The organism is Amycolatopsis iheyensis, assembly GCF_024703995.1.
Lineage (GTDB): Bacteria > Actinomycetota > Actinomycetes > Mycobacteriales > Pseudonocardiaceae > Amycolatopsis > Amycolatopsis iheyensis.
Genome location: NZ_JAMXQV010000019.1, coordinates 160,193 through 182,885, shown reverse-complemented (window position 1 = coordinate 182,885; position 22,693 = coordinate 160,193). Strand labels below are relative to the sequence as shown.

Genomic DNA, 22,693 nt, shown 5'->3' with positions numbered 1-22,693 from the left:
CACTCCGTGGTGACGACTGCCCACCGCCCGGCTCCCTAACCTTCGGGCCAGCCGCGGCGACCGGAGCCGCGGAACTCTTCCGGAGGATTGGTCATGCGCCTGGTCTTGCAGCTCGCGGTCGTCGCGGTGGTCGCCCTCCTCGGCAGCCTCCTCGTCGGCGCCGTGCAGTGGAACGCGCCGCTCACCCTCGTGCTGGGCGGTGCGACGGCGGTGCTGGCGGTACTCGCGTACCGCTGGATCGTGCGGCGGACCGAGCAGCGGGCACCGGCCGAGCTGGCCCGGAGCGGCGCGGTTCCCGCCGTCGGGCGGGGGTTGCTGATCGGGCTCGGGATGTTCGCCGGCGTGATCGCGGTCATCGCGCTCTCCGGCGGGTACCGGGTGGCCGGCTGGGGCTCGTTCCCGGGCGCGGTGGCGCTGTTCGGCTTCACGGCCGCCGCCGCGGTGACCGAGGAGCTGCTCTTCCGCGGGATCCTGTTCCGGTTCGTCGAACGGTGGATCGGCACGTGGGCGGCACTGGCCCTGACCGGTGTGCTGTTCGGGCTTTCGCACCTGTTCAACGCGCACGCCACGCTGTGGGGCGCGATCGCCATCGCGGTCGAGGCCGGCGGCATGCTCGCGGCCGCGTACGCCGCCACCCGCACGCTCTGGCTGCCGATCGGCCTGCACTTCGCCTGGAACTTCGCCGAGGGCGGGATCTTCGGCACCGACGTCTCCGGCACGACCGCCCCGGACGGGCTGCTGCGCGGCGAGCTGTCCGGCTCGAGCGCGCTCACCGGCGGGGAGTTCGGGCCGGAGGGAAGCGTGTGGTCGGTGCTGGCCGGGGTGGTGCTCACCGGCGTGTTCCTGGGGCTGGCCCACCGCCGTGGGAACCTGGTCCCGCGCCGGCGGCGCGCCGAGACCGCTACTGTCGCCCCGTGATCGAACGCGCGCGGCCGCGCCGCGGGAACCGGGCATGACGACCCGCGTCCTCGTCTGCGACGACCAGGCGCTCATCCGCACCGGCTTCGCCACGATCATCGACGCGCAGCCCGACCTCGAGGTCGTCGGCGAGTGCGGGGACGGCCGGACCGCTGTCGACCTCGCCGGGGACCTCCGGCCGGACGTCGTCGTGATGGACGTCCGGATGCCGGTCCTCGACGGCATCGCCGCGACCCGGCAGCTCGCCGGCGCCGGGGTCGCCCGGCCGGTCAAGGTGCTCGTCGTGACGACGTTCAACCTCGACGAGTACGTCTACGAAGCACTGCGGGCGGGCGCCAGCGGGTTCCTGCTCAAGGACGCGCCCGCCGCCCAGCTGCTGCACGGCATCCGGACCGTCGCCGCCGGCGCCGCGCTGCTGGCTCCCGAGGTGACGCGGCAGCTCGTCGGGCGGTACGCCGCGCGGATCCGGCCCGCCGAAGACACCCCGCCGGGCGCGCCGCTGACCCCGCGCGAGCTGGACGTCCTGCGCCTCGTCGCCGACGGCCGGTCCAACCGCGAGATCGCCGCCGCGCTGGTGATCAGCCAGGAAACCGTGAAGACCCACGTCTCCCGCATCCTCACCAAGCTCGACCTGCGCGACCGCGTGCAGGCGGTCGTCTACGCTTACCGCCGCGGTCTGGTCACCTGAGGGGGGTAGCGCTGGCGCTACCCCGGATCGGGTGGCCAGCACTGCTGATCTTCGTGCCCGTTTCGGCCAGCATTTCCGGTGTCGGAACGGAAGAAGGAGAGTGCGATGACATCCACGATGCGCAAGGGTGCGGTGGTCCTGACCGTGGCCGGGCTGCTGGGTGCGGCCGGCGCCACCGCCGCGGTCGCGGGCCAGGACCGGCGGTCGCCCACTCAGGACAGCCTGAACTCCCTGGTGCGCAAGGAGAAGTTCCCAGCCGCGCTCGCGTCGGTGACCAAGAACGGCCGGACGACGTCGCTGGTCGCCGGCTCGGCGCGGCTGGGGCGGCCGGTCCCGGTGCCGGTCGACGGCCGGGTGCGGGCGGGCAGCAACACCAAGACGTTCACCGCGGTCGTCGTCCTGCAGCTGGTGGCCGAGGGCAAGGTGGAGCTGGACGCGCCGATCGAGAAGTACCTGCCCGGCCTGGTCCGCGGCGAGGGCATCGACGGCCGGAACATCACCGTCCGGCAGCTGCTGCAGCACACCAGCGGGCTGCCGAACTACACCGCCTACCTCGGCGTCGAGGACTTCACCAAGGTGCAGCACAAGTTCTTCCAGGCGCACGACCTGCTCGCCGCGGCGCTCGCGCACCCGGCGGACTTCGCGCCCGGGACGAAGTGGGAGTACAGCAACACCAACTACCTCCTGGCCGGCCTGCTGATCGAGCGGGTCACCGAACGCCCGGTGCAGGAGCAGATCACCGAACGCGTCATCCGGAAGGCCGGCCTGCGCGACACCTACTGGCCGCAGGTGGGTGACCAGACCATCCAGGGCCCGCACCCGCACGGGTACGCCCAAGCCCACTCCACCGGCGGGGAAGTCGTCGACGCGACGGAGATGGATCCCTCGTGGGGCGGCGCGGCCGGCCAGCTGATCTCGACGCCGAGCGACCTCGCCGCGGTCGACCGCGCGCTGCTCGACGGCAAGCTCGTGCCGCCCGCGCAGCTGGCCGAAATGCGCAAGACCGTCGAGGCCCCGCTGTTCCCGGGCTGGCAGTACGGCCTCGGCCTGTTCCGCGTGCCGCTCAGCTGCGGTGGTGTCTACTGGGGACACGGCGGCGACATCGACGGCTACGAAACGCGGGGTGGCGCCACCGAAGACGGCCGCTCGGTCGGGCTGGCCGTGACCGCGCTGCCGGGGACCTTCGGTGACGCCGAGCCGGCCGCCGTCGCCGTGCTGTCCGCTGTGGACACCGCGTTCTGCAAGTAGTCCTCAGCGGCCGGTCGCACCGTCGATCAGCTCGCGCAGGATGTCCGCGTGCCCGGCGTGCCGGCCGGTCTCCTCGATCATGTGCACCAGTGCCCAGCGCATCGACGGCGGCGTGCGGCCGGGCCGGGCCACCGGCTCGGTCAGGTCGGCGCACGCCTCGATGACCACGTTCGCCTCCTCGACGGCGGCCCGGTAGCCGGCGAGCAGCGACGCGGCAGTCTCGTCCGGACGCGGGCGGAACGTGGCGGGCCAGCCGGCCGGCTGCTCGCCGAGGAAGGTGAACCGCTCGACGTGGATCAGGTGCCGGACCAGGCCCAGCAGCGAGGTGCCCGACGGCACCCCCGCGGTCCGCACCTGCGGTTCGGGGACACCCTCGGCCTTGGCGGCGACGGCCGCGCGCAGCTGGTCGAGGAACGCCAAGAGGGTCTCCTTCTCCCCCGGCCCGGTCCGCGGCGGCGGGGTGTCTCGCCGGCGGGGGCTCATCGGACGCGGCCGATCAGCAGCAGGTGGTCGACGACCTCGGCGGTCTGCCCACCGGGCCCGGTGGCTTGGCGGGTAAGCGCTTCCGCTCGCTCGATCGTCCATTCCGGACCGAGTTCGAGGGAATCGGCCACCTCCGAGGGCGCCGGGAAGCGGGCGTCCTGGTCCCACGACCACGGCGCGACGGACCCGTGGTCGACGACCAGGAGCCGGCCGCCGGGCGACAGCGCTTCCGCGGCTCGCCGCAGGACGCGCTCGCGGGGCAGCTCGAAGGAAGTGTGCAGGTAGTGGGCCGAAACGAGGTCGAAGCGGCCCGCGGGGAACGTGGCGCCCAGGTCGTGCCGCTCGGCGGTGACGGGCAGGCCGAGCGCGTCGGCACGCGCCTGGAGGCGGGTGATCGCGACGCCGGAGATGTCGGCCGCGGTCACCCGCCAGCCGCGGCGGGCCAGCCACAGGGTGTCGCCGCCGGGCCCGCAGCCCAGGTCGAGTGCCACGCCGGGCGCCCAGCCCGCGGCCACTTCGGTGAGCCGGAGGTTGGCGCGGGGTTCGCCGCGCGGGGCCTGGTAGTGGGAGTCCCAGAACCGCGTGGCGGCGTCGGTGATCGTCATGGGCCCACCCTGCCCAGTGCCGGGCCGAACTGGCACGCGTTCTTGCGGTTTCGGCAAGATGGGCGGGTGAGCGAAGACTTCGAAGACGTCCTGCACGCCGTCGGCCCCCGGCTGCGGGCGCTGCGCCGGCACCGCGGGCTGACCCTCGCCGAGCTGGCCGGCACCACCGGGGTCTCGGAGAGCACGCTCTCGCGGCTGGAGAGCGGGCAGCGGCGGGCCAGCCTGGAGCTGCTGCTCCCGCTGGCCCGCGCCTACGACGTCCCGCTCGACGACCTCGTCGGCGCACCCCGCACCGGCGATCCCCGCATCCACCTCAGCCCGATCCACCGGCACGGCATGACGTTCGTGCCGCTGTCCCGGCGGACCGGGAGCATGCAGGCGTACAAGATGCTCATCCCGAGCACCGACCGGCCGCTCGAGCCGGACCACCAGACCCACGACGGCCACGAATGGCTCTACGTCCTCACCGGACGGCTGCGGCTGGTCCTCGGTGACCACGACCTGGTGCTGCCGGCCGGCGAGGCCGCGGAGTTCGACACCGCCCTCCCGCACTGGCTCGGCAGCGCCGACGGGAAGGCGGTCGAGCTCCTCATCCTCTTCGGCCGGCACGGCGAGCGCGCCCACCTGCGCGCCCGCGCCCGGTCGAGCCGACTCAGGTGACGGTGAAGCTCGCGGTCAGGGTGGCGGCCGAGCTGGTGCCGACGTAGACCTCGATCTTCCCCGGCTCGACGCGGAACTTGGCGCCGTTGTCGTAGAAGCCGACGTCGTCCGGGGTGAGGGTGAACGTCACCGGCTTCGACTCGCCCGCGGCCAGGCCGACGCGCTGGAAGCCGCGCAGCCGCCGGACCGGCTGCACGATGCTCGCGACCGGGTCGCGCAGGTACAGCTGGACGACCTCGTCGCCGGCGCGGCCGCCGGTGTTGCTCACCTGCACGCTCACCTGGATCCGGCCGCCACGCGCGGACATCCGCGTGCCGGACAGGCGCAGGCCGTCGACGCGGAAGCTCGTGTAGGACAGGCCGTGACCGAACTCGTACAGCGGACCGGTCTCCAGGTCGAGGTACTTCGACGTGTACTTGTTGTCCGGATCGGCCGGGCGGCCGGTGTTCTCGTGGTTGTAGTAGATCGGGATCTGGCCCACCGCGCGCGGGAAGCTGACCGGCAGCTTGCCGCCCGGGTTGACCACGCCGAACAGGACGTCGGCGACCGCGTGCCCGCCCTGCACGCCGGGGGCCCACGCCTCGAGGATCGCCGGGGCGTTGTCGTGCAGGTACGGGATGGTCAGCGGCCGGCCGTTGACGAGGACGACCACGAACGGCTTGCCGGTGTCCTTGATCGCGGCGACGAGCTGCTGCTGCACGCCGGGCAGGTCGATGTTCGACCGCGCGGCCGCTTCCCCGCTCATCGCGGCGGTTTCGCCGACCACGACGACGGTGACGTCGGCCGCCCGGGCGGCCTGCTGCGCGGCGGCGAACCCGCTGGTGTCGGTCCCGTCGACGGAGCAGCCCGCGGTGTAGGTGACCTGGGCGCCAGGGGCGGCGGCCTTGATGCCGTCGACCACGGTCACCGGCGGCGTCGTGCCCGCGCCGGCGCCCAGGCCCGCCCAGGTGCCGTTGAGGTCGTAGGTCGCGTTGCCGAGCGGTCCGACGACGGCGACCGAGCCGACCGCCTTGGCCAGCGGCAGCACCGGCCCTTCGTTCTTGAGCAGCACCATGCACCGCCCGGCGGCCTGGCGCGACGCGGCGAGCGCGGCCGGAGAAGGCGCTTTCACCTCACCGGCCTCGTCGACGTACGGGTGCTCGAACAGGCCGAGCTTGACCTTGACCAGCAGGATCCGGCGGACGGCGTCGTCGATCTGGTCGCGGGTGATCCGGCGCTGGTTCAGCAGCTGCTCGCCGTACTCGACGTAGTTGGTGCTGACCATTTCCATGTCGACGCCGGCCGGCAACGCGGCCGCGGCGGCGTCCGCGCCGTCGCCGGCGAGACCGTGGTTGATCAGCTCTTCGACGCCGGTGTAGTCGCTGACGACGAACCCGCGGAAGCCGTACGCGCCTTTGAGGACGTCGTGCAGGACGTAGCCGTTGCCGTGCGCGGGCACACCGCTGATGGTGTTGAAGCTGGCCATCACGGTCGCGACGCCGGCTTCGACGCTCGCCTTGAACGGCGGCAGGTAGTGGTTGTGCAGGCGCTGCAACGAAACGTCGACGGTGTTGTAGTCACGGCCGCCTTCCGCGCCGCCGTAGGCCACGAAGTGCTTGGCGCAGGCGGCGAGCCGGTCCGGCGAGGCGATGTTGTCCCCTTGGTAACCGCGGACCTTCGCAACGGCCATCCGGGACGTCAGGTACGGGTCTTCGCCGTTGCCCTCGGCGATGCGGCCCCAGCGTGGTTCGTGGGTGACGTCCATCATCGGGGCGTAGGTCCAGTGGATGCCGCTGCGGCGGGCTTCCTTCGCGGACACGGTCGCGTCGGCGGCCGGCACGCCCGGGTCGAAGCTGGCGCCCTGGGCCAACGGGATCGGGAAGTTCGTGGTGTAGCCGTGGATGACGTCCAGGCCGAAGACCAGCGGGATGCGCAGCCGGGTCTTCTCGACGGCGATCTTCTGCAGAGCGTTGAGTTTCGCCGCACCGACCACGGAGAACACGCCGCCGAGCTGACCGGTCGCGAGGGCGGTCCGCGCGAGGTCCTCGGTGCCGACCAGCTGCAGCTGACCGAGCTTTTCGGCGAGGGTCATCTTCCTGAGGAGGTCTTCGACCCGCGGGTTGCGTTCGACCTGGGCGGCGGGGTCGGCCGCGGCGGGTGAGGCGAGCAGGGTGGCCGCTCCCCCGGCGGCGAGGAAGCCGCCGACGCCGGTGAGCAGGCTGCGGCGGTTCACCCCGTCGGCGGTGGCTTGTCCGGTTTCTTGACCTTCGGGCTGTTCCATGACGGCGACCCTTTCGCGAGAAAACTCGACCAGCCAGGATAAGCACGGACCGATCTCCCGCGTCGGTACTTTTACCCACGCCCGGGCAGGACGGCTGAAGACCCCTCGACTCGGCTTCAGCCGTCCCCGCCCGGGATTTCGTCAGCCGATGTGCGAGCTGATGGTCGAGTAGTCGTTGCCGACGTTGGTGTAGACACCGGGGAAGTCCTTGCGGGCGCAGCCCTGACCCCACGAGACGATGCCGGCGAGCTTGCCGTCGACGTAGGCCGGGCCACCGGAGTCGCCCTGGCAGGAGTCCTTGCCGCCTTCGGGCACGCCGGCGCAGAACATCGAGGCCTTGTCGTAGTTCGAGCCGGCCGCGGTGTACTTCTCCGCGCAGGAGGCGTTGTCCACCACCGGCACCGAGACCTTGAGCAGCGTGTCGGAGACGTCGCCGCCTTCGGACGTCGCGCCCCACCCGACCACGGTGACGTCCGCGCCGGTCTTGTACGCCGCGTCGTCGGCCGACTGCACCAGCGTCGCCGGGGTGTAGGACAGGTCCTTGTCCAGCGTCAGGACGGAGTTGTCGTGCTGCATCCCGTCCATGGTGAACTCGGGGTTCTGCCACACGTCGCTGACGCCGGCCTTCTCGCCGGAGGTGTCGCTGAACTTGGTCTGGCCTCCGATGATCTCCATCTGCGAGGCTTCGACGCCGTCGGTGCAGTGCGCGGCGGTCAGCACCTTGTTCTTCGCGACCAGGGTGCCCGCGCAGTGCTGAGCGCCGTTGACGTTGAAGATGACGGTGGCCGGGAAGTCGTCGATGGTGGTCGGGGTGCCGCCGACGATCCGCGGATCACCGGCCGACGCACCGGGTGCGGCGGTGACGGCGAGAGCGCCGGCCGCGGCGACCGCGGCGAGGACCGCGGCTGCCCGCCGGACCGTGGAACGTCCGTCTACCTGCATGAACATCTCCCTTCGGGGACCTGGAAGGTGGTGATCACGAGCAGACCAGACGGGCTCGGGTGCTGGTTAGCTACGAAAGTCGCTTTCTGACGACTTGTGGTCGATAGTTGGTTTTTGTCCGACGGATCGATCCTTGACAACTCACCAACGCCGTCTTAACGTTCCCTCACGCCGCCGGGTTGTCCAGACCATTTATTCACCGCCATGAACGAATGGTTCAGCGTTCCATCGTGAGAGGACACCTCGATGCGCGTGCGAGCCCTGCTCGTCCTCCTGGCGGTTCCGGCCCTGGCGGCCGCGGTCGCCGCCCCCGCCCAAGCCGCCGATCCGGGCGTCGCCCCGGGCGGAAACTTCGACCTGGGGATCTGGCAGCTGCAGGAGCCGGTCGGCTCCCCCGGCTCCCCGACCACGATCTCGTCGTCCCGCTTGAAGGGCGCGAACGGCTTCCAGGACAGCTACTTCTACACCGACAAGCGCGACGGCGCGATGACGTTCTGGGCGCCGGAAAAGGGGGTCACCACCCCGAACTCGAACTACGCCCGTTCGGAACTGCGCGAGATGAACCGCGACGGCTCCGCGGCGAACTGGTCCCTGAGCGGTTCGCACAAGCTGAACGCGACACTGCGGGTGGTGTCGGTGACGAAGAACGTGTGCGTCGGCCAGGTCCACCTGGGCAGCGGCGGATCGTCGACGAAACCGTTGCTGGAGCTGTACTACCACTCCAACGGCGACATCGTCCTGGGCACCGAGAACTCCCCCGACGGCGGCCAGACTCCGCACACGGTGGGCCACGTCTCGATCGGCAAGACGTGGACGTACACGATCGGCATTTCTGGTGGGAACACGATCGATCTGACGGTCAACGGGAGCACCACGCACTACGGGATTCCGTCGTCGTTCAAGCAGTACAAGCAGTACTTCAAGGCCGGGTCGTACAACCAGTCGTCGTCGAGCAGCACGACGAACGGGGCGCGGGTGGCGTTCTACGGGTTGACGGTTTCGCACGGCTGAGGTTCGGGGTGCCTGGCCGCGGTTCGGTACCGCGGCCAGGCCGCTGAAACATGCGCGGGCGGCGGAACGACTCTTCTGCGGTGGACCATCGACCACCGAGGAGCGAGCCGTGACCGATCAGGAGAAACCCGAGCCCGATCCCGATGAAGACGACCAAGCGGCCGGCGACGGGTTTCCCATGCTCACCTTCGCACTCACGGCGCCGTCGCGCCCGGAGGCCGCGGAGGTGCCGAGCGAGTGGCTCGCGGAATGGGCGGCGGAGACCGAAGCCGCCACGCTCCGGATCGACGACCATCCCGGCGGTGTGATCTGGGAACGCATCGATCTGCCCGCGACCCTGGCCAAGCACGGCATGCTCGGCGACGAGCCGCTGATCAAGATCGTCATCACGAACTGTCGCGCTGTCCAGGTGGGCGACCACAACGAGCAGCACATTCACCTCAGACTCGACATCCGCAAGGTCAAGCTGGTCCTCGACCAAGGTCTGCTGAAACTGCTGTCAGGATCAGGGCGCGAGCCGAGCCGGAGCCCCGGATTCACCGGCGGGAAACTCGCCGATCGCAGTCCTCGAACCGCCACGGAGTCCTACGAACGGCCAACCGCCGATGGTCGCGCCTACGTGGTGGTCAGGAGATCGCAGGGCGTGCAGATCGGTGATCATTCCACGCAACGCGCGCAGTTCGACTACACGCTGATGGGCCCCAAGCTCTACTTGGGTGGAGACATCGCGCGAACACTGCTCGAGTTGCATCGCGAAGGAACTGCTGCCGATGTGCGGCGATTTCTCGCCGACCAGGTCAGACTGGCGTCGTTCAGCTTCGAACGCGGGCCGACGATGGTGGCCTTGGACCGCACCCAGAGAATCCACCGTCGACACGGCGTATCGGCAGGACGACACAACAAGCAGATCCACACCACCAGCCTCGATGTGAACTCACCCAGCACCGGACAAGTCATTTCCCAGCTGAATTCACAGGAACGGCCACGCGGTATCGCCGGCCCCGGCCTCTAGCGCGGCCGCAGCGCGTCCATGACCAGATCCAGCAGCCGGCCGATCCGCTCAGGGTCGCTGCCGGACGGCGTCGCCAGGGAAACTCCCAGCAGCATCGTCGTCACGTCGTCCGGGTCAGCGTCGCCGCGCAACGTTCCCGACCGGGCCCCCGCCGCCAAGATCGCGCCGATCGCCCCCGTGATGCGCTCGCGCGTGACCGGCGTCGCGATCCGCCCGGATGCCAGGCTCGCCCGCAACGCATCCGCCATCCCGCGCTTCGTCGCCACGAAAGCCGCATAGCGATCCATCCACGCGCGCAGCGCCGCCTCCGGTGGCAGCTCCGCCAGCAACGCCGGCGCGCTCGCCGTGACGTCGTCCAGCTCCGCCGCGTACACCGCCTCCACCAGGGACTCGCGCGTCGGGAAGTGGCGGTACAGCGTGCCGATGCCGACACCGGCCTCGCGGGCGATCGCCTCCAGAGCCACCGGGGCGTCGGCAGCGTTGGCGAAGGCCGCGCGGGCCACCGTCACCAGCTTCTCGCGGTTGCGGCGCGCGTCGGAGCGCACGGGACGAGCAGGCAAAGCGGAGGCTCCTCCGGTTATGCTACGGTCGATCGTAGCGGAGGGACCTCCGCTACGACCCATCATGACATGGAAGCGGGTTCACCATGACCACCGCCGGAAAGCTCGCCGGCCGCACCGTCTCCCGCGTCGGGTACGGGGCGATGCAGCTCGAACGCCTCCGCGACGACCGCGACGCCGCCGTCGCCCTGCTGCGCCGGGCCTTCGACCTCGGGGTCGACCACGTCGACACCGCGCAGTTCTACGGCAACGGCTTCGTCAACGGCGTCATCCGCGACGCCCTCCGCCCCGGCGACGACGTCCTGGTCGTCAGCAAGGTCGGCGCCGACCCCGACCCCGAAGGCCCGATCCCCCTCCGCCTGGCGCAGCGACCCGAGGAACTCCGGGCGAGCGTCGAAGACAACCTGCGGGAGCTCGGGCTCGACCGGATCCCGCTGGTGAACCTGCGCCGTGCCGACCGGCGGCCGGGTGTGCTGGCCGAGGGTGACCAGCTGGTCGGCCTCGACGACCAGCTCGCCGTCATGACCGCCCTGCGTGACGAGGGCAAGATCGGCGCCATCGGGCTCAGCAGCGTCACCCTCGACACCCTGCGGAAAGCGCTTCCCGCCGGGATCGCCTGCGTGCAGAACGCCTACAGCCTCGTCGGCCGCGACGACGAGGACATGCTCGCGCTCTGCGTTGCCGAGGACATCGCCTGGGTGCCGTTCTTCCCGCTCGGCGGCGCCTTCCCCGGCCTGCCGAAGGTGACCGACGAGCCGGCCGTGCACGCCGCCGCGGAGGCCCTCGGCCGCACGCCGTCGCAGGTCGGCCTGGCCTGGCTGCTGCACCACGCGCCGAACGTCCACCTCATCCCCGGCACCGCGAACCTCGACCACCTCGAGGCGAACATCGCCGCGGGCGCCATCGCCTTCGACGAACCCACGCTCGCCACCCTCGACGCGGTCCCGTCGCGACCGATGGACACCTCTCTCGGGGGCTGAGGATCAGAGCACCGCGAGCCGGTCGAGCAGCCGCTCGGCCTGCCGGATCTCCGCGCTGAGCGGGTGGTCCTCCGGAATGTGCGGAAGCCCGCCGTCGGCCAGGCGGAACGCCTCCCGCAGCGGCGTGTCCGGCAGCGGCGCGCCGGACAGCTCGCACGCCAGCACGGTCCGATACGCCGCGGTGCCGGCCACCGTGCAGCGGACGGCGTGCGTGGAGAAACCGATGGACACCTCCCTCGGGGGCTGAGAATCAGAGCACCGCGAGCCGGTCGAGCAGCCGCTCGGCCTGCCGGATCTCCGCGCTGAGCGGGTGATCCTCCGGAATGTGCGGAAGCCCGCCGTCGGCCAGGCGGAACGCCTCCCGCAGCGGCGTGTCCGGCAGCGGCGCGCCGGACAGCCGCAGCGCGCGGACCGCGCCGAGCAGCTCACACGCCAGCACGGTCCGATACGCCGCAGTGCCGACGACCGTGCTGCGGACGGCGTGCGTGGAGAAGCTCGCGTGGTCCTCCAGCCCGCGTGAGATCACCGCCGTGCCGAGGGTGACCGGTGAGGCCGCGTGGCGCAGCGTGCCCAGCGCGTCGTGCGCGACGTACTCGAGGATCATGATCCCCGAGCTGCCCGCCGGCCCCTCGGCGAGGAACGGCGGCAGCCCGCTCAGGTCCGGCTCCACGAGGTCGCCGAGGCGCGCGGTGGACAGCTCCGCGACGTGGTGCAGCGCCGCGCGGAGCTGGTCGAACGCCAGCGCGACGTGGGCGGTCGAGAACTGGCCGTGGTGGTAGGCCTGCTCGGTCTCGACGTCGATCAGCGGGTTCTCGGCCGCCGCGTTGATGTCGATCGCGAGCACGCGCTCGACGGCCGCCGCGGCGTCCAGCGCCGGGCCCTGCACCTGCGGGAACGCCCGCAGCCCGAACGGATCTTGCAGCCGGCGACCCTCGGGCAGGTCGTCGGCCATGGTCAGCAGGCGGCGCAGTTCGGCCGCGCACCGGACGGCGCCGGGGTGCGGGCGCGCCGCGTGCACCCGCTCGGAATACGCCTCGGCCGAGCCGCCGAGCGCGCAGAACGTCAACGCCGTGACGACGTGGCTCGCGGCCAGCAGGCGGCTCAGGTCGTGCCAGGCCAGCACCGCTTCGCCGAGCGTCGCAGCGTTGCTGGAGATGAACGCGAGCGCGTCACCCGGGCTGATCGCCACCGGGTCGAGGTCGCCCGCCGCCCACGGCAGCTCCCCCGCCAGCGTCAGCGCGATCTCCGCGAGCTGGGCGAGGTCGCCGGTGCCGATCGCGCCGCGTGAGTGGACGTGCGGCAGCGCGCCGACGCGCAACGCCGTCTGCAGCACTTCGAGCAGCCGCGGGTGGACGCCGCTGCCGCCGGCCGCGAGCTGGTTGAGCCGGATCGCCATCACCGCGCGCACCGCGTCGTCGGGCAGCGGGTCGCCGGTGCCGCCCGCGTGGCTGCGCAGCAGGCGCAGGCCGTGGTGGTCGGCCGACTCCGGGTCGACGACCGTGTGCCGGTTGGCCCCGACCCCCGTGGTGCGCCCGTAGACCGCGCGCTTGGCGCCCAGCTCCACGGCCAGCTGGTAACCCGCCTCCGCCCGCTTCACCGCGTCGGCGGCGAGCTCGGTCGACGCGCTGCGCCGGGCCACGCGCACCACGTCGGCGCACCGGAGCCCGGCCCCGCTGATCTCGATGCGGTTGGTGTCGGTCATCGCCACCTCTCTTGACAAGTTTTCATTCATTCTTAAGGTGACATGAAACTACTCATTCACACAAGGACGGAGACAGGGTTGTCCCGGTCGCTGCACGAGCTGCTCACCGCCCACCGGCTGACCCCGGCGCAGCGGCGCATCGCCAGCTACCTCGCCGACCACGCGGCCGAGGCGGTGGCGCTCACCAGCGCCGAGCTGGCCGAGTACGCGCAGGTCAGTCAGCCGTCGGTAACCCGGTTCGTCGCCCTGCTCGGGTTCGACGGGTACGCCGGGTTCCGCCGCTACCTGCGTGAAGCGGCGGCCGAACCGGAGCCGGAGTGCGGCGGCAACAAGTTCCAGGACGCGATCGACGCCGACCTGCGCAACCTCGCCGCGTTGCGGACCCAGCTGGCCGACGACACACGGCTGCGCGCGATCGCCGCCGGGCTGATGGCGTCCGCTCCGCTCGTCGTGACCGGCTACCGCGTCTCCTCGGCCCAGGCGGCGGCGTTCGCCTACCTGGCCACGAAGATCCACCCGGACGTCCGGCTGCTGACCGACTCCGGCAGCGTCTTCGGCGACTCCCTGCGCCACGCCCACCGGTGCGGCGCGCGGACGCTGGTCCTGGTCGCGCTCCCCCGCTACCCGCGGGAAAGCCTGGCCGCGCTCGAAGACGCCCGCGCGCTGGGCCTGCGCACGCTCCTGATCACGGACCGGCCCGTCTCGGCGTTGACCCCCCACGCCGACGACGTGCTGAGCGCGGGCGTCGCGTCGGAGTTCGTGTTCGACTCCCACGCCGCGGTCGTCTCGCTGACCGTGGCGCTGGTCGAGGCGATGGCCGACGCGGCCGGCGCCACGGCCCGGCAACGACTGGAAGGCTTCGAAGACTATGCCGCAGAGCAAGACCTCTTCCTCCCCGAGTGAGGGCGCGGAGGTCACGGCTTTTGACGACGTCCCCCTCAACCGGTTCCACGTCCGCATCACGGCGCTGACGTTCTGCGCCAACTACTCCGACGGCTACGAGCTGGGCATCATCAGCATCGCCCTGCCGGTGATCGCCTCGTCGCTCGGCTTCGGCGCGGTGTGGGAGGGGCTGCTCGGCGCGTCCGCGCTGATCGGGATCTTCCTCGGCAGCGTGCTCGTCGGCTGGGCGGCGGACAAGATCGGCCGCCAGCGGCTGTACACTTTGGACTTCCTGCTGATCGCCGTGGCGTCGGCCGCGGAGTTCTTCGTGCAGGACCCGGTGCAGTTGTTCGTCCTGCGCTTGCTGATCGGGATCGGCATCGGCGCGGATTACGCACTGGGCCCGACACTGGTCGCGGAGTTCGTTCCCCGCAAGTACCGCGGCGGGCTGCTCGCGTCCCTCACTGTCTTGTGGACGGTCGGTTACGTCGCCGCGTTCTTCCTCGGGAACTACCTGGTGTCCCTCGGCGAGGATTCGTGGCGCTGGCTGCTCGCGACGAGCTGCGTCCCGGCGATCGCCGTGGTGCTGCTGCGGATCGGCGTGCCGGAGTCGCCGCGGTGGCTGCTCACCCAGGGCCGGCTCGACCAGGCCCGCGCGGTCGTGCGGCGGCTGCGCGGGGACGAAGCGGCGTTCGACCAGCTGGTCGCCACCCACCGCCCGGAGCGGCGGGCGAAGTACCGCGAGCTGTTCGGCAAGAAGTACCGCCGGGCCACCGCGTTCGGCGCGATCTTCTACAACGCGCAGGTCATCCCGTACTTCGCGATCTACACGTTCCTGCCGCTGGTGCTGCTCAAGATCGGCATCGGCGAGGAGGACACGACCAGCGACGGCCTGCTCAACCTGTTCCTGCTGCTGGGCAGCCTCGGCGGCCTGTGGCTGGTGGCGAAGATGACCCGCCGCGGCCTGACGATCTGGTCGTTCGTGGTGCTGATCGTGTCGATGGCGCCGATGGCGGTCTGGCCGGACGCCCCGACCGCGTTGCTGTTCCCGCTGTTCCTGGTCTTCACGTTCACGATGTCGGCGGCGGTGAACCTCGACCAGGTGTACCCGCCGGAGCTGTTCCCGACGGACCTGCGCAGCTCCGGCGTGGGCCTGCTGAACGGCCTGAGCCGGGTCGGCTCGGCCATCGGCACGTTCCTGCTTCCCTTGGCGCTGGACGGAATCGGCTTCTCCCCGACGATGCTGATCCTGACGCTGGTGCTGGTCGTCGGGCTCGTGGTGTCGGTGCTGTGGGCGCCGGAGACGAAGAACGCGATGCTGGACTGAACCCTCGGTGCAAGTTGTCGTGAGTGTTTAGGGCGGTTAGAACCGCCCTAAACACTCACGACAAGCCGCGGTAGACCGGTCAGCCGCCGAGGATGGCGATGATCTGGTTGAGCAGGTTCACCAGCGCCTGCAGGTCCGTCAGCGGGCCCGGGTCGAGCAGGCCGGCGATGGCGCACAGGAGGTTGCCCAGCAGGTTGCCGGGGCCCGCGTCGGCGGTGATGTTCAGGTGCACCCGGTCCAGGTGCACGACCAGGCCGAGCAGGTCCAGGTCGAGCGGCCCGAGCACCAGGTCGAGGATCTGGCACGACGCCGCCGCGACGCCGACCGGCACGCTGACCGCACGCGACTGGGTGCCGACCTGCTGACCGGCGGAGTCCGTCAGCGTCACGTCAGCGACGCCGTTCGCCACGAGGTTCTGGCCGTCGGCGACGAAGCCGGTCGGAGTGAAGGTGCCGGCCGCGGTGCCGGTGCCGCCCGAGGCGTCGGTGAAGGTGCCGGTGATCGGCGCGGTGAGCGCCGGGACGGCGGGTGCGGGCGCTGCGGACGCGGTGCCCGTGCCGGTGAACATCGCCACCAGCGCGGCGACGACGACGGCGATCACCGCGGTTTTCGCGAATCTCATGATGTGCTCCTCCCGATGGGGAATTCGACATCCCAGGGATCCACCAAAAGGGCTCGGAGAAACATCTGATTCGCGAAAACCGCGGTGAGCAATCTCAACTGATCGACATCGCCGATCGCCGTAACCGATCACGTGGTGTCTCGTTTGCACAGTCCGGCCGAACGCGTCGATTTCCCTTACTGTAGCACGTTTGCCGAGCTTGACGAGGTCCACATCGGACTATTGTGACAGGACGGCCGGAATCTTCCCAACGATTCGGTTGAACCGAACGCACGATTCCAGTGATCCGAATGTCGGCACCCGGTGATCACCAGCCGACGGCGACCAGCAGCCACTGCGGATCACCGTGCGAGACGAACGAGGACTGGCCGGCGACGTCGTCGTACGGGAAGCCGTACGCCAGGTGGTTGATCCCGTGGTCGTGCCAGAACTTCGCGTAGTAGTTCGCGGGCGCCGCCTGGTAGTACCGGGCCGGATCCTGCCACTGCGACTGCGGCAGGTGCGCGGTGTGCCGGTTCAGCGCCGCGCACATGTCCGGGTTGCCGGCCAGCGAGCCGGCGCACCCGGTGATGTTCGACGTCGGCTCGTTGACACCCACCGACTGCGCGTACGCGGTGAAGTAGTTCGCGTACTTGCCGCCGGTGCGGAAGTCCGGCGCGCTGCCCGGCGCCGGGATGCGGTACGGCGCGTTCACCGTCGCCAGGCCCTTGAACTCCGTCGGCACCTCGGCCTGGAACTTCGCGAACGTCGCCGCGCGATCTTCTTGGAAGGTCCCGTAGTCGTCGCCGACCTGGACGTCGTAGCCGTCGTGGGCGTGCAGCCGCATGGCCAGCTTCAGCGCGAACGCGTCCACCCGGGTGGTGTTGCCGTTGAACACGTCCGGCCCGACGGTGAACTCGATGAAGTCGGCGTACTGGCCGTTCGGCGTGCCGAGGTAGAAGTACATCCGCCCGGCGGAGTTGGCGGGCATGTCGATGTAGGGCTGCTCGGCGATCGAGTGGGTCTGGCCGCCGAAGTTCCAGAACACCTGACTGTCCGGGTACTTGCCGTTGGTGCGGTTGAGCACCTTCACCGTGAGCACGTTCCGCGCGGCCGGGATGCCGCCGGTGTCACCCCAGAACGACTCGGGTGGCACGCCGGAGCCGGGCTGCGTCGTGCCGCCGCCGGTGCCGTAGACCTGGAACTCCCACAGCGAGACGCCGTAGGGCGTGGCGCGGGCCGTCGTGTACAGCCGCACGTACCGCCCGGCGCCGGTGACGGCCAGCGTTTGCGTGCCGCCGGTTCCGGTGGTCGTCTGGTACACAGTGGACCAGCTGGATCCGTTGTCGGACATCTGGATCTGGAAGGCGGTGGCGTAGGCGGCCTCCCAGTTCAGCACGACCCGGCTGACGGTCGCGGCGCCGCCGAGATCTACGCGGATCCACTGTGGATCGCTGAACTGCGACGACCAGCGGGTGCCGGCGCTGCCGTCCACCGCGGCGGAAGCGGGGGTGCCGGCGTTCTCCACCGAGGACGCGGTCGCGGCTTTCCCTTGGGAGATCAGGGTGTCCGCCGCTTGCGCGGCCGGCACGGCGAAGCCGAGCGTGGCGACCACGAGGGCGGCGGTCAGGGTGAGCAGTCGGGGGACACGGCGTTTCGAGGGCATGGTTCCTCCCTGGCCGGGGAAGTGGGGCGGACCCGCCGCCGGTCAGGGGACGGCGTCGTCCGGCTCGTCCCGAAGACCGCCGGGCAGGAGCTTCCGGGCCGGCCGGGACGATCGGTGAAAAGGTTCATACCACCGGGCCCGGCCTGTCAAGCCTTGACAGATCCGCGGCCGGGGGCGATATTCGGAACCGGTTTCACCCGCACCTCTGCGTGGCGCCGCCACCCGCCCAGGGGCTCACTCGCCAGGAGTCAGCCATGCCCAGCGGCGCCGCCTATTCTGTCCACAAAGGACTCAGGCTCGGACGGTCAGGCCGTGCACCGACGAGCCCGGGTGCGTCGCCATGTCCTGCCGCAGCACCGAGATGCCGTTCGGCCAGGCCACCGTCAGCGGGATGGTCTGCCCCGGCGGCGTCGTGACCAGCTGCGTCGGCACCCACTTCCCGGATCCGGCACTGCCCTCCGACCCCTCGGTCCAGGGCAGGACGACCAGGTGCGCGGTCGACGACGCGCCCGGCGCGGCCAGCGTGTCCTTGTCCCCGTCGTCGACCCGCGGCAGCGAGTACACCGGGCCGTTGGGGTCGGCGGGGCCGTGCAGGTCCACCCCGGGGACGCCGACGAGCCGGCACGCCCTGGCGCCGGTGTTGGTGAACACCAGCGGGATCTCGAACTGGCCGTAGGAGTTCTCGGCCGCCGCGCCGAGCTTGACGGCGAGCTCGTTCGCCGTGCAGCGGCGTGGCGCACCGTTGTCCGGCTCCGCGGTCGTCGGCGCCGGGACCGTCGTGGCCTGCGGGACCTTCGACGACGGTGGCATGCTCGTCGCGGTCGGCGCCGCGGAGGTCACGACGCCGTTGATCTCCGGCGGCCGGCTCTGCCGCGCTTGCGGCTGCTCGTTCTCGCACGCCGTCACGGCCAGCACGGCCGCGCCGGTCAGCACGCCCGCCAGCGCGGTCCGCGCCTTCGCTCCGCCCACGATTGCCCCTCCCCTGGTTGATCACCCTCACCCAGTGGATGCCTCTCGGCAGGCTGACGTTGAACGCGTGTGACCCATGTCACGCTGCCGCGTAGCCCGCGTCCAGCTCCGCGTGCAGGCGTTCGCGGTCGATCGCCTTCTCCCACTTGCCCACGACCAGCGTCGCGACGCAGTTGCCGGCGATGTTGGTGAACACGAACGCCGCCGAGAGCACGCTGTGCACCCCCAGCACCAGCGCGATGCTGCTGACCGGGATCGTGTGGGTCGCGCTCAGGGTGAGCGCCAGCACCGCGATGGCCGAGCCGGACACCCCGGCGCCGCCCTTCGAGGTCAGCAGCAGCACCAGCAGCAGGCCCAGCTGCGCCTGCCAGCTCAGGTCGGTGCCGGTGGCCTGCGCCAGGAACACGCTGACCGCGGCGAAGTACAGGCAGGTGCCGTCGTGGTTGAAGCTGTAGGCGGTCGGCAGCACCAGCCCGACGACGGGCTCGTCCACGCCGAGCTTCTTCAGCTTCGCGGTCAGCTGCGGGAAGACGCTTTCCGACGAGCTGGTGCCCAGCACGAGGACCAGTTCGGCGCGGAAGTACCGCAACACCTTCAGCAGGCTGAAGCCGCCGTAGCGCGAGACCGGCCACAGCACCAGCACGAAGAACAGCACGCAGATCAGGTAGAACACGCCGATCAGCCGGCCGAGCGGCAGCAACGTGCCGAGGCCGTACTTCGACACGGTGTAGGCGATCGCGCCGAACGCGGCGATCGGCGCGATCCGCATGACCTTGCGGATGATCCAGAACAGCGCCTGCTGGACGTTGCCGACGAAGTCCAGCACCGGCTGCGCCTTCTCGCCGATCGACGCCAGGCCGCACGCGAACAGCACGGAGAACACCAGGACCTGCAGGATCTGCCCCTGGGCGAAGGCCTGCACCGCCGACGTCGGGACCAGGCTGACGAGGAAGTCGTCGAACCCCTCCGACTTCGCGGGCGCGGTGGCCGAGGCGCTCGCGTGCAGTGACGACGGGTCGATGTGCATGCCGGCGCCGGGCTTGAGCACGTTGACCACGACCAGGCCGATCACCAGGGCGATGGTGGTGATCACCTCGAAGTACACCAGCGCCCGCACCGCGATCCGGCCGACCTTGCCGAGGTCGCGCACGCTGGTGATGCCGTGGGTGACGGTGCAGAAGATGATCAGGCCGACCACCATCTGGATGAGGTGGATGAAGATGTCGCCGAGGAAGTCGACGTGGTGGCCGATCGAGGGCGCGAAGGCGCCGACGAGCACGCCCGCGGCGACGCCGACGAGGACCTGGAACGCGAGGTCGCGGTAGAAGGGCTTGCGGACGCGGGCGGGCGTGGTCGCGGTTTCAGTCATCGTCGCGCCCCAGCACTTCCCGGGCGGGCGCGAACACTTCGTCGACGTCGAGTGCGCGCGGCAGCAGACCTTGCGCCAGGCAGGTGGCGATGATGACCTCCAGGGGGCGACGCAGGCGCTCGAAGCCGAACATCGTCGGGCTCGGCGTGCCGGCGGGCCGGACGACCGCGGCGTCCGCCCGGCGCAGCAGCGCGTACGCCTCGCGAACGGCGGCGGGGTCGCGCCGCACGGCCGAGCGCCCGGCGACGACCATGTGGTTGACCGGCATGAACCCGGTGGTGCGCCACCATTCCGCGTCGCGGGCGGCGGCGTCGGGGATGACCGGGACGAACTCGTCGCCCTCGGGCAGGTCGTTGCCGAAGATCGCGGCGTCGATCCGGCCGTCGCGCAGGAGGTCCGGCAGGCTCGCCTCGCCGATGCCGTGCTCGACGAACGCCGGGTCCTCGTACTCGCGCACGTGCGCGCCGTCGCGGATGATCCAGCGGACGTCGCCCGGCGCCAGGCCGTAGTCCTCGGCGAGGTGGGCACGGACCCACATGCCGGTCGTCTGGGTGAAAGCCCGCACGCCGACCCGCCGGCCGGCCAGCTCGTCCGGCTTGACGGGCCGCGAAGCGGGGGCGATCAGGCAGCCGCGCTGGAACCGCGACGCGACGACGACCGGGAGAAGCACGACGGGCCGGTCGTGGGCGATCGCCTGCAGGGCGGTGACGACGGCCAGCTCGGAAAGGTCGTAGGCCTCGTCGCGCACCATCGGCGCGAACGCCTTGTGCACCGGTTCGACGGCCTCGAAGTCGAGCCGCACCGACGGGCTGACGACGTCGCCGTTCTTCAGCGGGGTCGTGTGCGGGTAGTCGGCGAGGACGGTGCGCAGCTCAGCCACGGCGCCCACCCGCGATCGCGACGGCCGGGTAGAACTTCGCCGCCGTGCCACCGAAGAGCAACTCCTGGTCCACTTCGGACAGACTGGCCACCTGCGCGCGGGCTTCGGCGAGGATGCTCGCCGGCGTCCCGTCCGCGGCGGGGAAGTTGGAGCCCCAGGCGAGCCGGTCGGCACCGTACGCGCGCACCAACGCGGCCAGGAACGCGGCGGGCGTCGACGCCCCCTTCGCCGAGGCGGCCAGCGCGCGGTGCGTCAGCTTGAGGTGCACGCCGGGGAACTCGGCGAGGTCGAACAGTTCTTTCGCTTGGCGGTAGGGCGGTCCGTCGGCCAGGTCGGGGCGGGCGCAGTGGTCGAGCAGCACGCGCACGCCCGGGAAGTGCCGCAGCAGGTTCCGCAGCGCGGGCAGCCCCTGGATCGTCATCTGCAGGCACACCGGGATGTCGTGCTCCTCGGCGTAGGCCCAGGCAGGATGGGAGTCCTCGTGGCCGAGCCAGCTCGCCTGGCCGGGCATGGTGGTGCCGGTGGTGAACAGGCGGAAGCCGGACAGCCCCTGGTCCAGCCAGTACCGGATCCGCTCGACGGCGTCGGGTGCGAGCGCATCGACCGAGAAGACACCGGCGAACCGGCCGGGGTGCGCGCGGACGGCTTCGACGACGTACCGGTTGTCGTGTCCGTACACAGTGGACGCCTGCACGACGACGGCCTTGGCGATGCCGGCGTCGTCGAGGGCCCGCACCAGACCGTCGATGTCGACCGGGTGCGCGCGCGACCAGTCGGACTGTCGCCCGCCGATCGGATCGACCGGGTAGCGAGTGGTGTCCGGGGAGATGACGTGGGTGTGCGTGTCGATGAGGTCCATGCACTCTCCTGTGCTCTGCGCAGCGGCGGGACGCGCCGCCGTCCGGACCCTACACATTGTTGACAATTTTGTTCAAGATAGTCGACACAATTTGCGCGCAGAGATATCGGACAGATCGGGAAAAGGGTCCGAAGTCAGGCCGGCGAGCTGACCCGGAGGACGTTGCCGTCCGGGTCCAGAAGGCGCATTTCGTACATTCCCCACGCCCGCACGAACGGCGGCTCGGCGATGTCGGCGCCGTTCGCGGTCCACGCCCGGAAGAGCTCGTCGACCTGACCGGCGGTGCGGACGTCGAAGTGCAGGCGTGTGGTGTGGGCGCCGGGGACCTGGGTCAGCATGAGCTGGACGGGACCGTGGGCGACCAGCGCCGTGCCCGGCTCGGTGGGCTCGGCTTCGGAAAGGAAGCGGGCTCGCGGGTCGGACCAGCGCCAGCCGATCCGGAAGCCGAGCGAGCCGGCGTAGAAGGCCAGGGCGGCGGCGAGATCGTCGACCAGGAGGTTGGGGCGGCAGGCGAAGATCGCCGTCGGCTCGGGGTGGCGCCGTTCGTCGGCGAGGAGGCCGAAGAGGGCGTCGTCGGTCCACTCGCCCTTGAGCCAGGTGTGGCGGCGGCGGTGGCCTTCCCAGCGGAAGCCGAGCCGTTCCAGGAGGTGGGCGGAAGCGGCGTTTCGGGTGTCGCACTCGGCCGAGACGCGCTGGAGGCCGGTGGCGAACAGCCGGTCGAGCACGGCTTGGACGGCTTCGGTCGCGTAGCCCTGGCCCTGGTGTTCCCGGGCAAGGGTGAAGCCGACGTCCGCTTGCATCCGGTTGTCGTCGAGGCGGACGCCGACGTCGCCGATCAGGATGTGGTCGGCTCGTAGTTCCACGGCGTACTGGAACCAGCCGGGTTCGCTTTCGTGCGCGGCGGCGAAGTCTGCGACGAGCTGTTCGGCGTTCTCGACCGGCGTGTCCCAGGACTGGTAGCGCGCGACCTCGGGATCCGAGCGGTAGGCGGCGAAGGCGGGCACGTCGGCGGCGGTGAACCGGCGCACCAGCAACCGCTCGGTCGACAGCGGCAGATCGCCCATGCGGACA

Annotated in this window: 23 protein-coding genes; 9 read left to right on the top strand and 14 right to left on the bottom strand. The window is 70.9% G+C overall.

Features of this window, described 5'->3' with window-relative positions; translation table 11 throughout:
- The first annotated feature begins 93 nt into the window (after positions 1–93).
- The 3 genes from M8542_RS32295 (at position 94) to M8542_RS32285 (ending at position 2,854) form a co-directional block, all read left to right on the top strand.
- Positions 94–918 carry a CPBP family intramembrane glutamic endopeptidase gene (locus M8542_RS32295; protein WP_257924073.1) on the top strand — a complete coding sequence of 275 codons (825 nt, stop codon included), beginning with the start codon at positions 94–96 and terminating at the stop codon, positions 916–918.
- A 34-nt stretch (positions 919–952) separates the two neighbouring features.
- Entirely contained in the window at positions 953–1,606 is a 654-nt protein-coding gene (locus M8542_RS32290; protein WP_257924072.1) for a response regulator, read from the top strand.
- A gap of 105 nt (positions 1,607–1,711) precedes the next feature.
- Complete coding sequence (locus M8542_RS32285) at positions 1,712–2,854, top strand: serine hydrolase domain-containing protein (protein ID WP_257924071.1); 1,143 nt, start codon at positions 1,712–1,714, stop codon at positions 2,852–2,854.
- A gap of 3 nt (positions 2,855–2,857) precedes the next feature.
- Here M8542_RS32285 and M8542_RS32280 read toward each other — a convergent pair whose 3' ends face one another.
- Together M8542_RS32280 and M8542_RS32275 are read right to left on the bottom strand one after the other, a co-directional pair.
- Complete coding sequence (locus M8542_RS32280) at positions 2,858–3,337, bottom strand: DinB family protein (protein WP_257924070.1); 480 nt, start codon at positions 3,335–3,337, stop codon at positions 2,858–2,860.
- Positions 3,334–3,942 (bottom strand): class I SAM-dependent methyltransferase, encoded by a 609-nt coding sequence (locus M8542_RS32275; RefSeq protein WP_257924069.1) that lies wholly within the window; start codon positions 3,940–3,942, stop codon positions 3,334–3,336. The genes M8542_RS32280 and M8542_RS32275 overlap by 4 nt, the downstream gene beginning before the upstream one ends.
- A gap of 66 nt (positions 3,943–4,008) precedes the next feature.
- On the opposite strand from M8542_RS32275, the gene M8542_RS32270 reads away from it, so the two are divergent.
- Positions 4,009–4,602 (top strand): helix-turn-helix domain-containing protein, encoded by a 594-nt coding sequence (locus M8542_RS32270; protein ID WP_257924068.1) that lies wholly within the window; start codon positions 4,009–4,011, stop codon positions 4,600–4,602.
- Here the strand turns inward: M8542_RS32270 and M8542_RS32265 are convergent.
- On the bottom strand, positions 4,595–6,862 hold the full coding sequence (locus M8542_RS32265) for a glycoside hydrolase family 3 N-terminal domain-containing protein (RefSeq protein WP_257924067.1): 2,268 nt from the start codon (positions 6,860–6,862) through the stop codon (positions 4,595–4,597). The genes M8542_RS32270 and M8542_RS32265 overlap by 8 nt on opposite strands.
- 141 nt (positions 6,863–7,003) lie before the next feature.
- Positions 7,004–7,804 (bottom strand): S1 family peptidase, encoded by an 801-nt coding sequence (locus M8542_RS32260; protein WP_257924066.1) that lies wholly within the window; start codon positions 7,802–7,804, stop codon positions 7,004–7,006.
- A gap of 246 nt (positions 7,805–8,050) precedes the next feature.
- On the opposite strand from M8542_RS32260, the gene M8542_RS32255 reads away from it, so the two are divergent.
- Both M8542_RS32255 and M8542_RS32250 read left to right on the top strand, forming a co-directional pair.
- Positions 8,051–8,815 (top strand): polysaccharide lyase family 7 protein, encoded by a 765-nt coding sequence (locus tag M8542_RS32255; protein WP_257924065.1) that lies wholly within the window; start codon positions 8,051–8,053, stop codon positions 8,813–8,815.
- Positions 8,816–8,924: 109 nt separating this feature from the next.
- The gene (locus M8542_RS32250; protein ID WP_257924064.1) at positions 8,925–9,827 is read left to right on the top strand and encodes an RIP homotypic interaction motif-containing protein; all 903 of its coding nucleotides are present in this window, start codon (positions 8,925–8,927) and stop codon (positions 9,825–9,827) included.
- Here M8542_RS32250 and M8542_RS32245 read toward each other — a convergent pair.
- Positions 9,824–10,450, bottom strand: coding sequence for a TetR/AcrR family transcriptional regulator (locus tag M8542_RS32245; RefSeq protein ID WP_372508665.1), 627 nt, complete (start codon positions 10,448–10,450; stop codon positions 9,824–9,826). The genes M8542_RS32250 and M8542_RS32245 overlap by 4 nt on opposite strands.
- 23 nt (positions 10,451–10,473) lie before the next feature.
- Between M8542_RS32245 and M8542_RS32240 the strand changes: the two genes are divergently transcribed.
- A complete protein-coding gene (locus M8542_RS32240) occupies positions 10,474–11,367 on the top strand; it encodes an aldo/keto reductase (protein ID WP_257924062.1) in 894 nt (297 codons plus the stop codon).
- A gap of 3 nt (positions 11,368–11,370) precedes the next feature.
- Here the strand turns inward: M8542_RS32240 and M8542_RS32235 are convergent, their stop codons facing one another.
- Positions 11,371–11,598: a hypothetical protein gene (locus tag M8542_RS32235; RefSeq protein ID WP_257924061.1), complete on the bottom strand. Its 228-nt coding sequence runs from the start codon at positions 11,596–11,598 to the stop codon at positions 11,371–11,373.
- A gap of 19 nt (positions 11,599–11,617) precedes the next feature.
- A complete protein-coding gene (locus M8542_RS32230) occupies positions 11,618–13,069 on the bottom strand; it encodes an aromatic amino acid ammonia-lyase (RefSeq protein WP_257924060.1) in 1,452 nt (483 codons plus the stop codon).
- Positions 13,070–13,147: 78 nt separating this feature from the next.
- Between M8542_RS32230 and M8542_RS32225 the strand changes: the two genes are divergently transcribed.
- Both M8542_RS32225 and M8542_RS32220 read left to right on the top strand, forming a co-directional pair.
- Positions 13,148–13,972, top strand: coding sequence for a MurR/RpiR family transcriptional regulator (locus M8542_RS32225; RefSeq protein ID WP_257924059.1), 825 nt, complete (start codon positions 13,148–13,150; stop codon positions 13,970–13,972).
- Positions 13,938–15,278, top strand: a complete 1,341-nt coding sequence (locus M8542_RS32220; RefSeq protein WP_257924058.1) for an MFS transporter — start codon at positions 13,938–13,940, stop codon at positions 15,276–15,278. Before M8542_RS32225 ends, M8542_RS32220 begins: the two co-directional genes overlap by 35 nt.
- A gap of 79 nt (positions 15,279–15,357) precedes the next feature.
- Here M8542_RS32220 and M8542_RS32215 read toward each other — a convergent pair whose 3' ends face one another.
- The 7 genes from M8542_RS32215 to M8542_RS32180 form a co-directional block, all read right to left on the bottom strand.
- Positions 15,358–15,900, bottom strand: a complete 543-nt coding sequence (locus M8542_RS32215) for a hypothetical protein (RefSeq protein WP_257924057.1) — start codon at positions 15,898–15,900, stop codon at positions 15,358–15,360.
- 307 nt (positions 15,901–16,207) lie between these two features.
- Positions 16,208–17,545 carry a beta-1,3-glucanase family protein gene (locus M8542_RS50670; protein WP_372508664.1) on the bottom strand — a complete coding sequence of 446 codons (1,338 nt, stop codon included), beginning with the start codon at positions 17,543–17,545 and terminating at the stop codon, positions 16,208–16,210.
- A 291-nt stretch (positions 17,546–17,836) separates the two neighbouring features.
- Positions 17,837–18,514: a DUF4232 domain-containing protein gene (locus M8542_RS32200; protein ID WP_257924056.1), complete on the bottom strand. Its 678-nt coding sequence runs from the start codon at positions 18,512–18,514 to the stop codon at positions 17,837–17,839.
- A 79-nt stretch (positions 18,515–18,593) separates the two neighbouring features.
- Positions 18,594–19,883 carry a C4-dicarboxylate transporter DctA gene (gene dctA / locus M8542_RS32195; protein ID WP_257924055.1) on the bottom strand — a complete coding sequence of 430 codons (1,290 nt, stop codon included), beginning with the start codon at positions 19,881–19,883 and terminating at the stop codon, positions 18,594–18,596.
- Entirely contained in the window at positions 19,876–20,763 is an 888-nt protein-coding gene (locus M8542_RS32190; protein ID WP_257924054.1) for a substrate-binding domain-containing protein, read from the bottom strand. The genes dctA and M8542_RS32190 overlap by 8 nt, the downstream gene beginning before the upstream one ends.
- Complete coding sequence (locus M8542_RS32185) at positions 20,756–21,622, bottom strand: amidohydrolase family protein (RefSeq protein ID WP_257924053.1); 867 nt, start codon at positions 21,620–21,622, stop codon at positions 20,756–20,758. The genes M8542_RS32190 and M8542_RS32185 overlap by 8 nt, the downstream gene beginning before the upstream one ends.
- A gap of 134 nt (positions 21,623–21,756) precedes the next feature.
- A complete protein-coding gene (locus M8542_RS32180) occupies positions 21,757–22,686 on the bottom strand; it encodes a GNAT family N-acetyltransferase (protein WP_257924052.1) in 930 nt (309 codons plus the stop codon).
- Between the last annotated feature and the right edge of the window lie 7 nt (positions 22,687–22,693).

What these genes read in the sequence shown, in the direction of transcription:
- M8542_RS32185 (WP_257924053.1), bottom strand. Translation starts at nt 21,622, where the DNA reads ATGGACCTCATCGACACGCACACCCACGTCATCTCCCCGGACACCACT.
- M8542_RS32280 (WP_257924070.1), bottom strand. Translation starts at nt 3,337, where the DNA reads ATGAGCCCCCGCCGGCGAGACACCCCGCCGCCGCGGACCGGGCCGGGG.
- M8542_RS50670 (WP_372508664.1), bottom strand. Translation starts at nt 17,545, where the DNA reads ATGCCCTCGAAACGCCGTGTCCCCCGACTGCTCACCCTGACCGCCGCC.
- M8542_RS32180 (WP_257924052.1), bottom strand. Translation starts at nt 22,686, where the DNA reads ATGGGCGATCTGCCGCTGTCGACCGAGCGGTTGCTGGTGCGCCGGTTC.
- M8542_RS32245 (WP_372508665.1), bottom strand. Translation starts at nt 10,450, where the DNA reads ATGGGTCGTAGCGGAGGTCCCTCCGCTACGATCGACCGTAGCATAACC.
- M8542_RS32295 (WP_257924073.1), top strand. Translation starts at nt 94, where the DNA reads ATGCGCCTGGTCTTGCAGCTCGCGGTCGTCGCGGTGGTCGCCCTCCTC.
- M8542_RS32260 (WP_257924066.1), bottom strand. Translation starts at nt 7,804, where the DNA reads ATGCAGGTAGACGGACGTTCCACGGTCCGGCGGGCAGCCGCGGTCCTC.
- M8542_RS32240 (WP_257924062.1), top strand. Translation starts at nt 10,474, where the DNA reads ATGACCACCGCCGGAAAGCTCGCCGGCCGCACCGTCTCCCGCGTCGGG.
- M8542_RS32285 (WP_257924071.1), top strand. Translation starts at nt 1,712, where the DNA reads ATGACATCCACGATGCGCAAGGGTGCGGTGGTCCTGACCGTGGCCGGG.
- dctA (WP_257924055.1), bottom strand. Translation starts at nt 19,883, where the DNA reads ATGACTGAAACCGCGACCACGCCCGCCCGCGTCCGCAAGCCCTTCTAC.
- M8542_RS32290 (WP_257924072.1), top strand. Translation starts at nt 953, where the DNA reads ATGACGACCCGCGTCCTCGTCTGCGACGACCAGGCGCTCATCCGCACC.
- M8542_RS32255 (WP_257924065.1), top strand. Translation starts at nt 8,051, where the DNA reads ATGCGCGTGCGAGCCCTGCTCGTCCTCCTGGCGGTTCCGGCCCTGGCG.
- M8542_RS32265 (WP_257924067.1), bottom strand. Translation starts at nt 6,862, where the DNA reads ATGGAACAGCCCGAAGGTCAAGAAACCGGACAAGCCACCGCCGACGGG.
- M8542_RS32275 (WP_257924069.1), bottom strand. Translation starts at nt 3,942, where the DNA reads ATGACGATCACCGACGCCGCCACGCGGTTCTGGGACTCCCACTACCAG.
- M8542_RS32215 (WP_257924057.1), bottom strand. Translation starts at nt 15,900, where the DNA reads ATGAGATTCGCGAAAACCGCGGTGATCGCCGTCGTCGTCGCCGCGCTG.
- M8542_RS32230 (WP_257924060.1), bottom strand. Translation starts at nt 13,069, where the DNA reads ATGACCGACACCAACCGCATCGAGATCAGCGGGGCCGGGCTCCGGTGC.
- M8542_RS32220 (WP_257924058.1), top strand. Translation starts at nt 13,938, where the DNA reads ATGCCGCAGAGCAAGACCTCTTCCTCCCCGAGTGAGGGCGCGGAGGTC.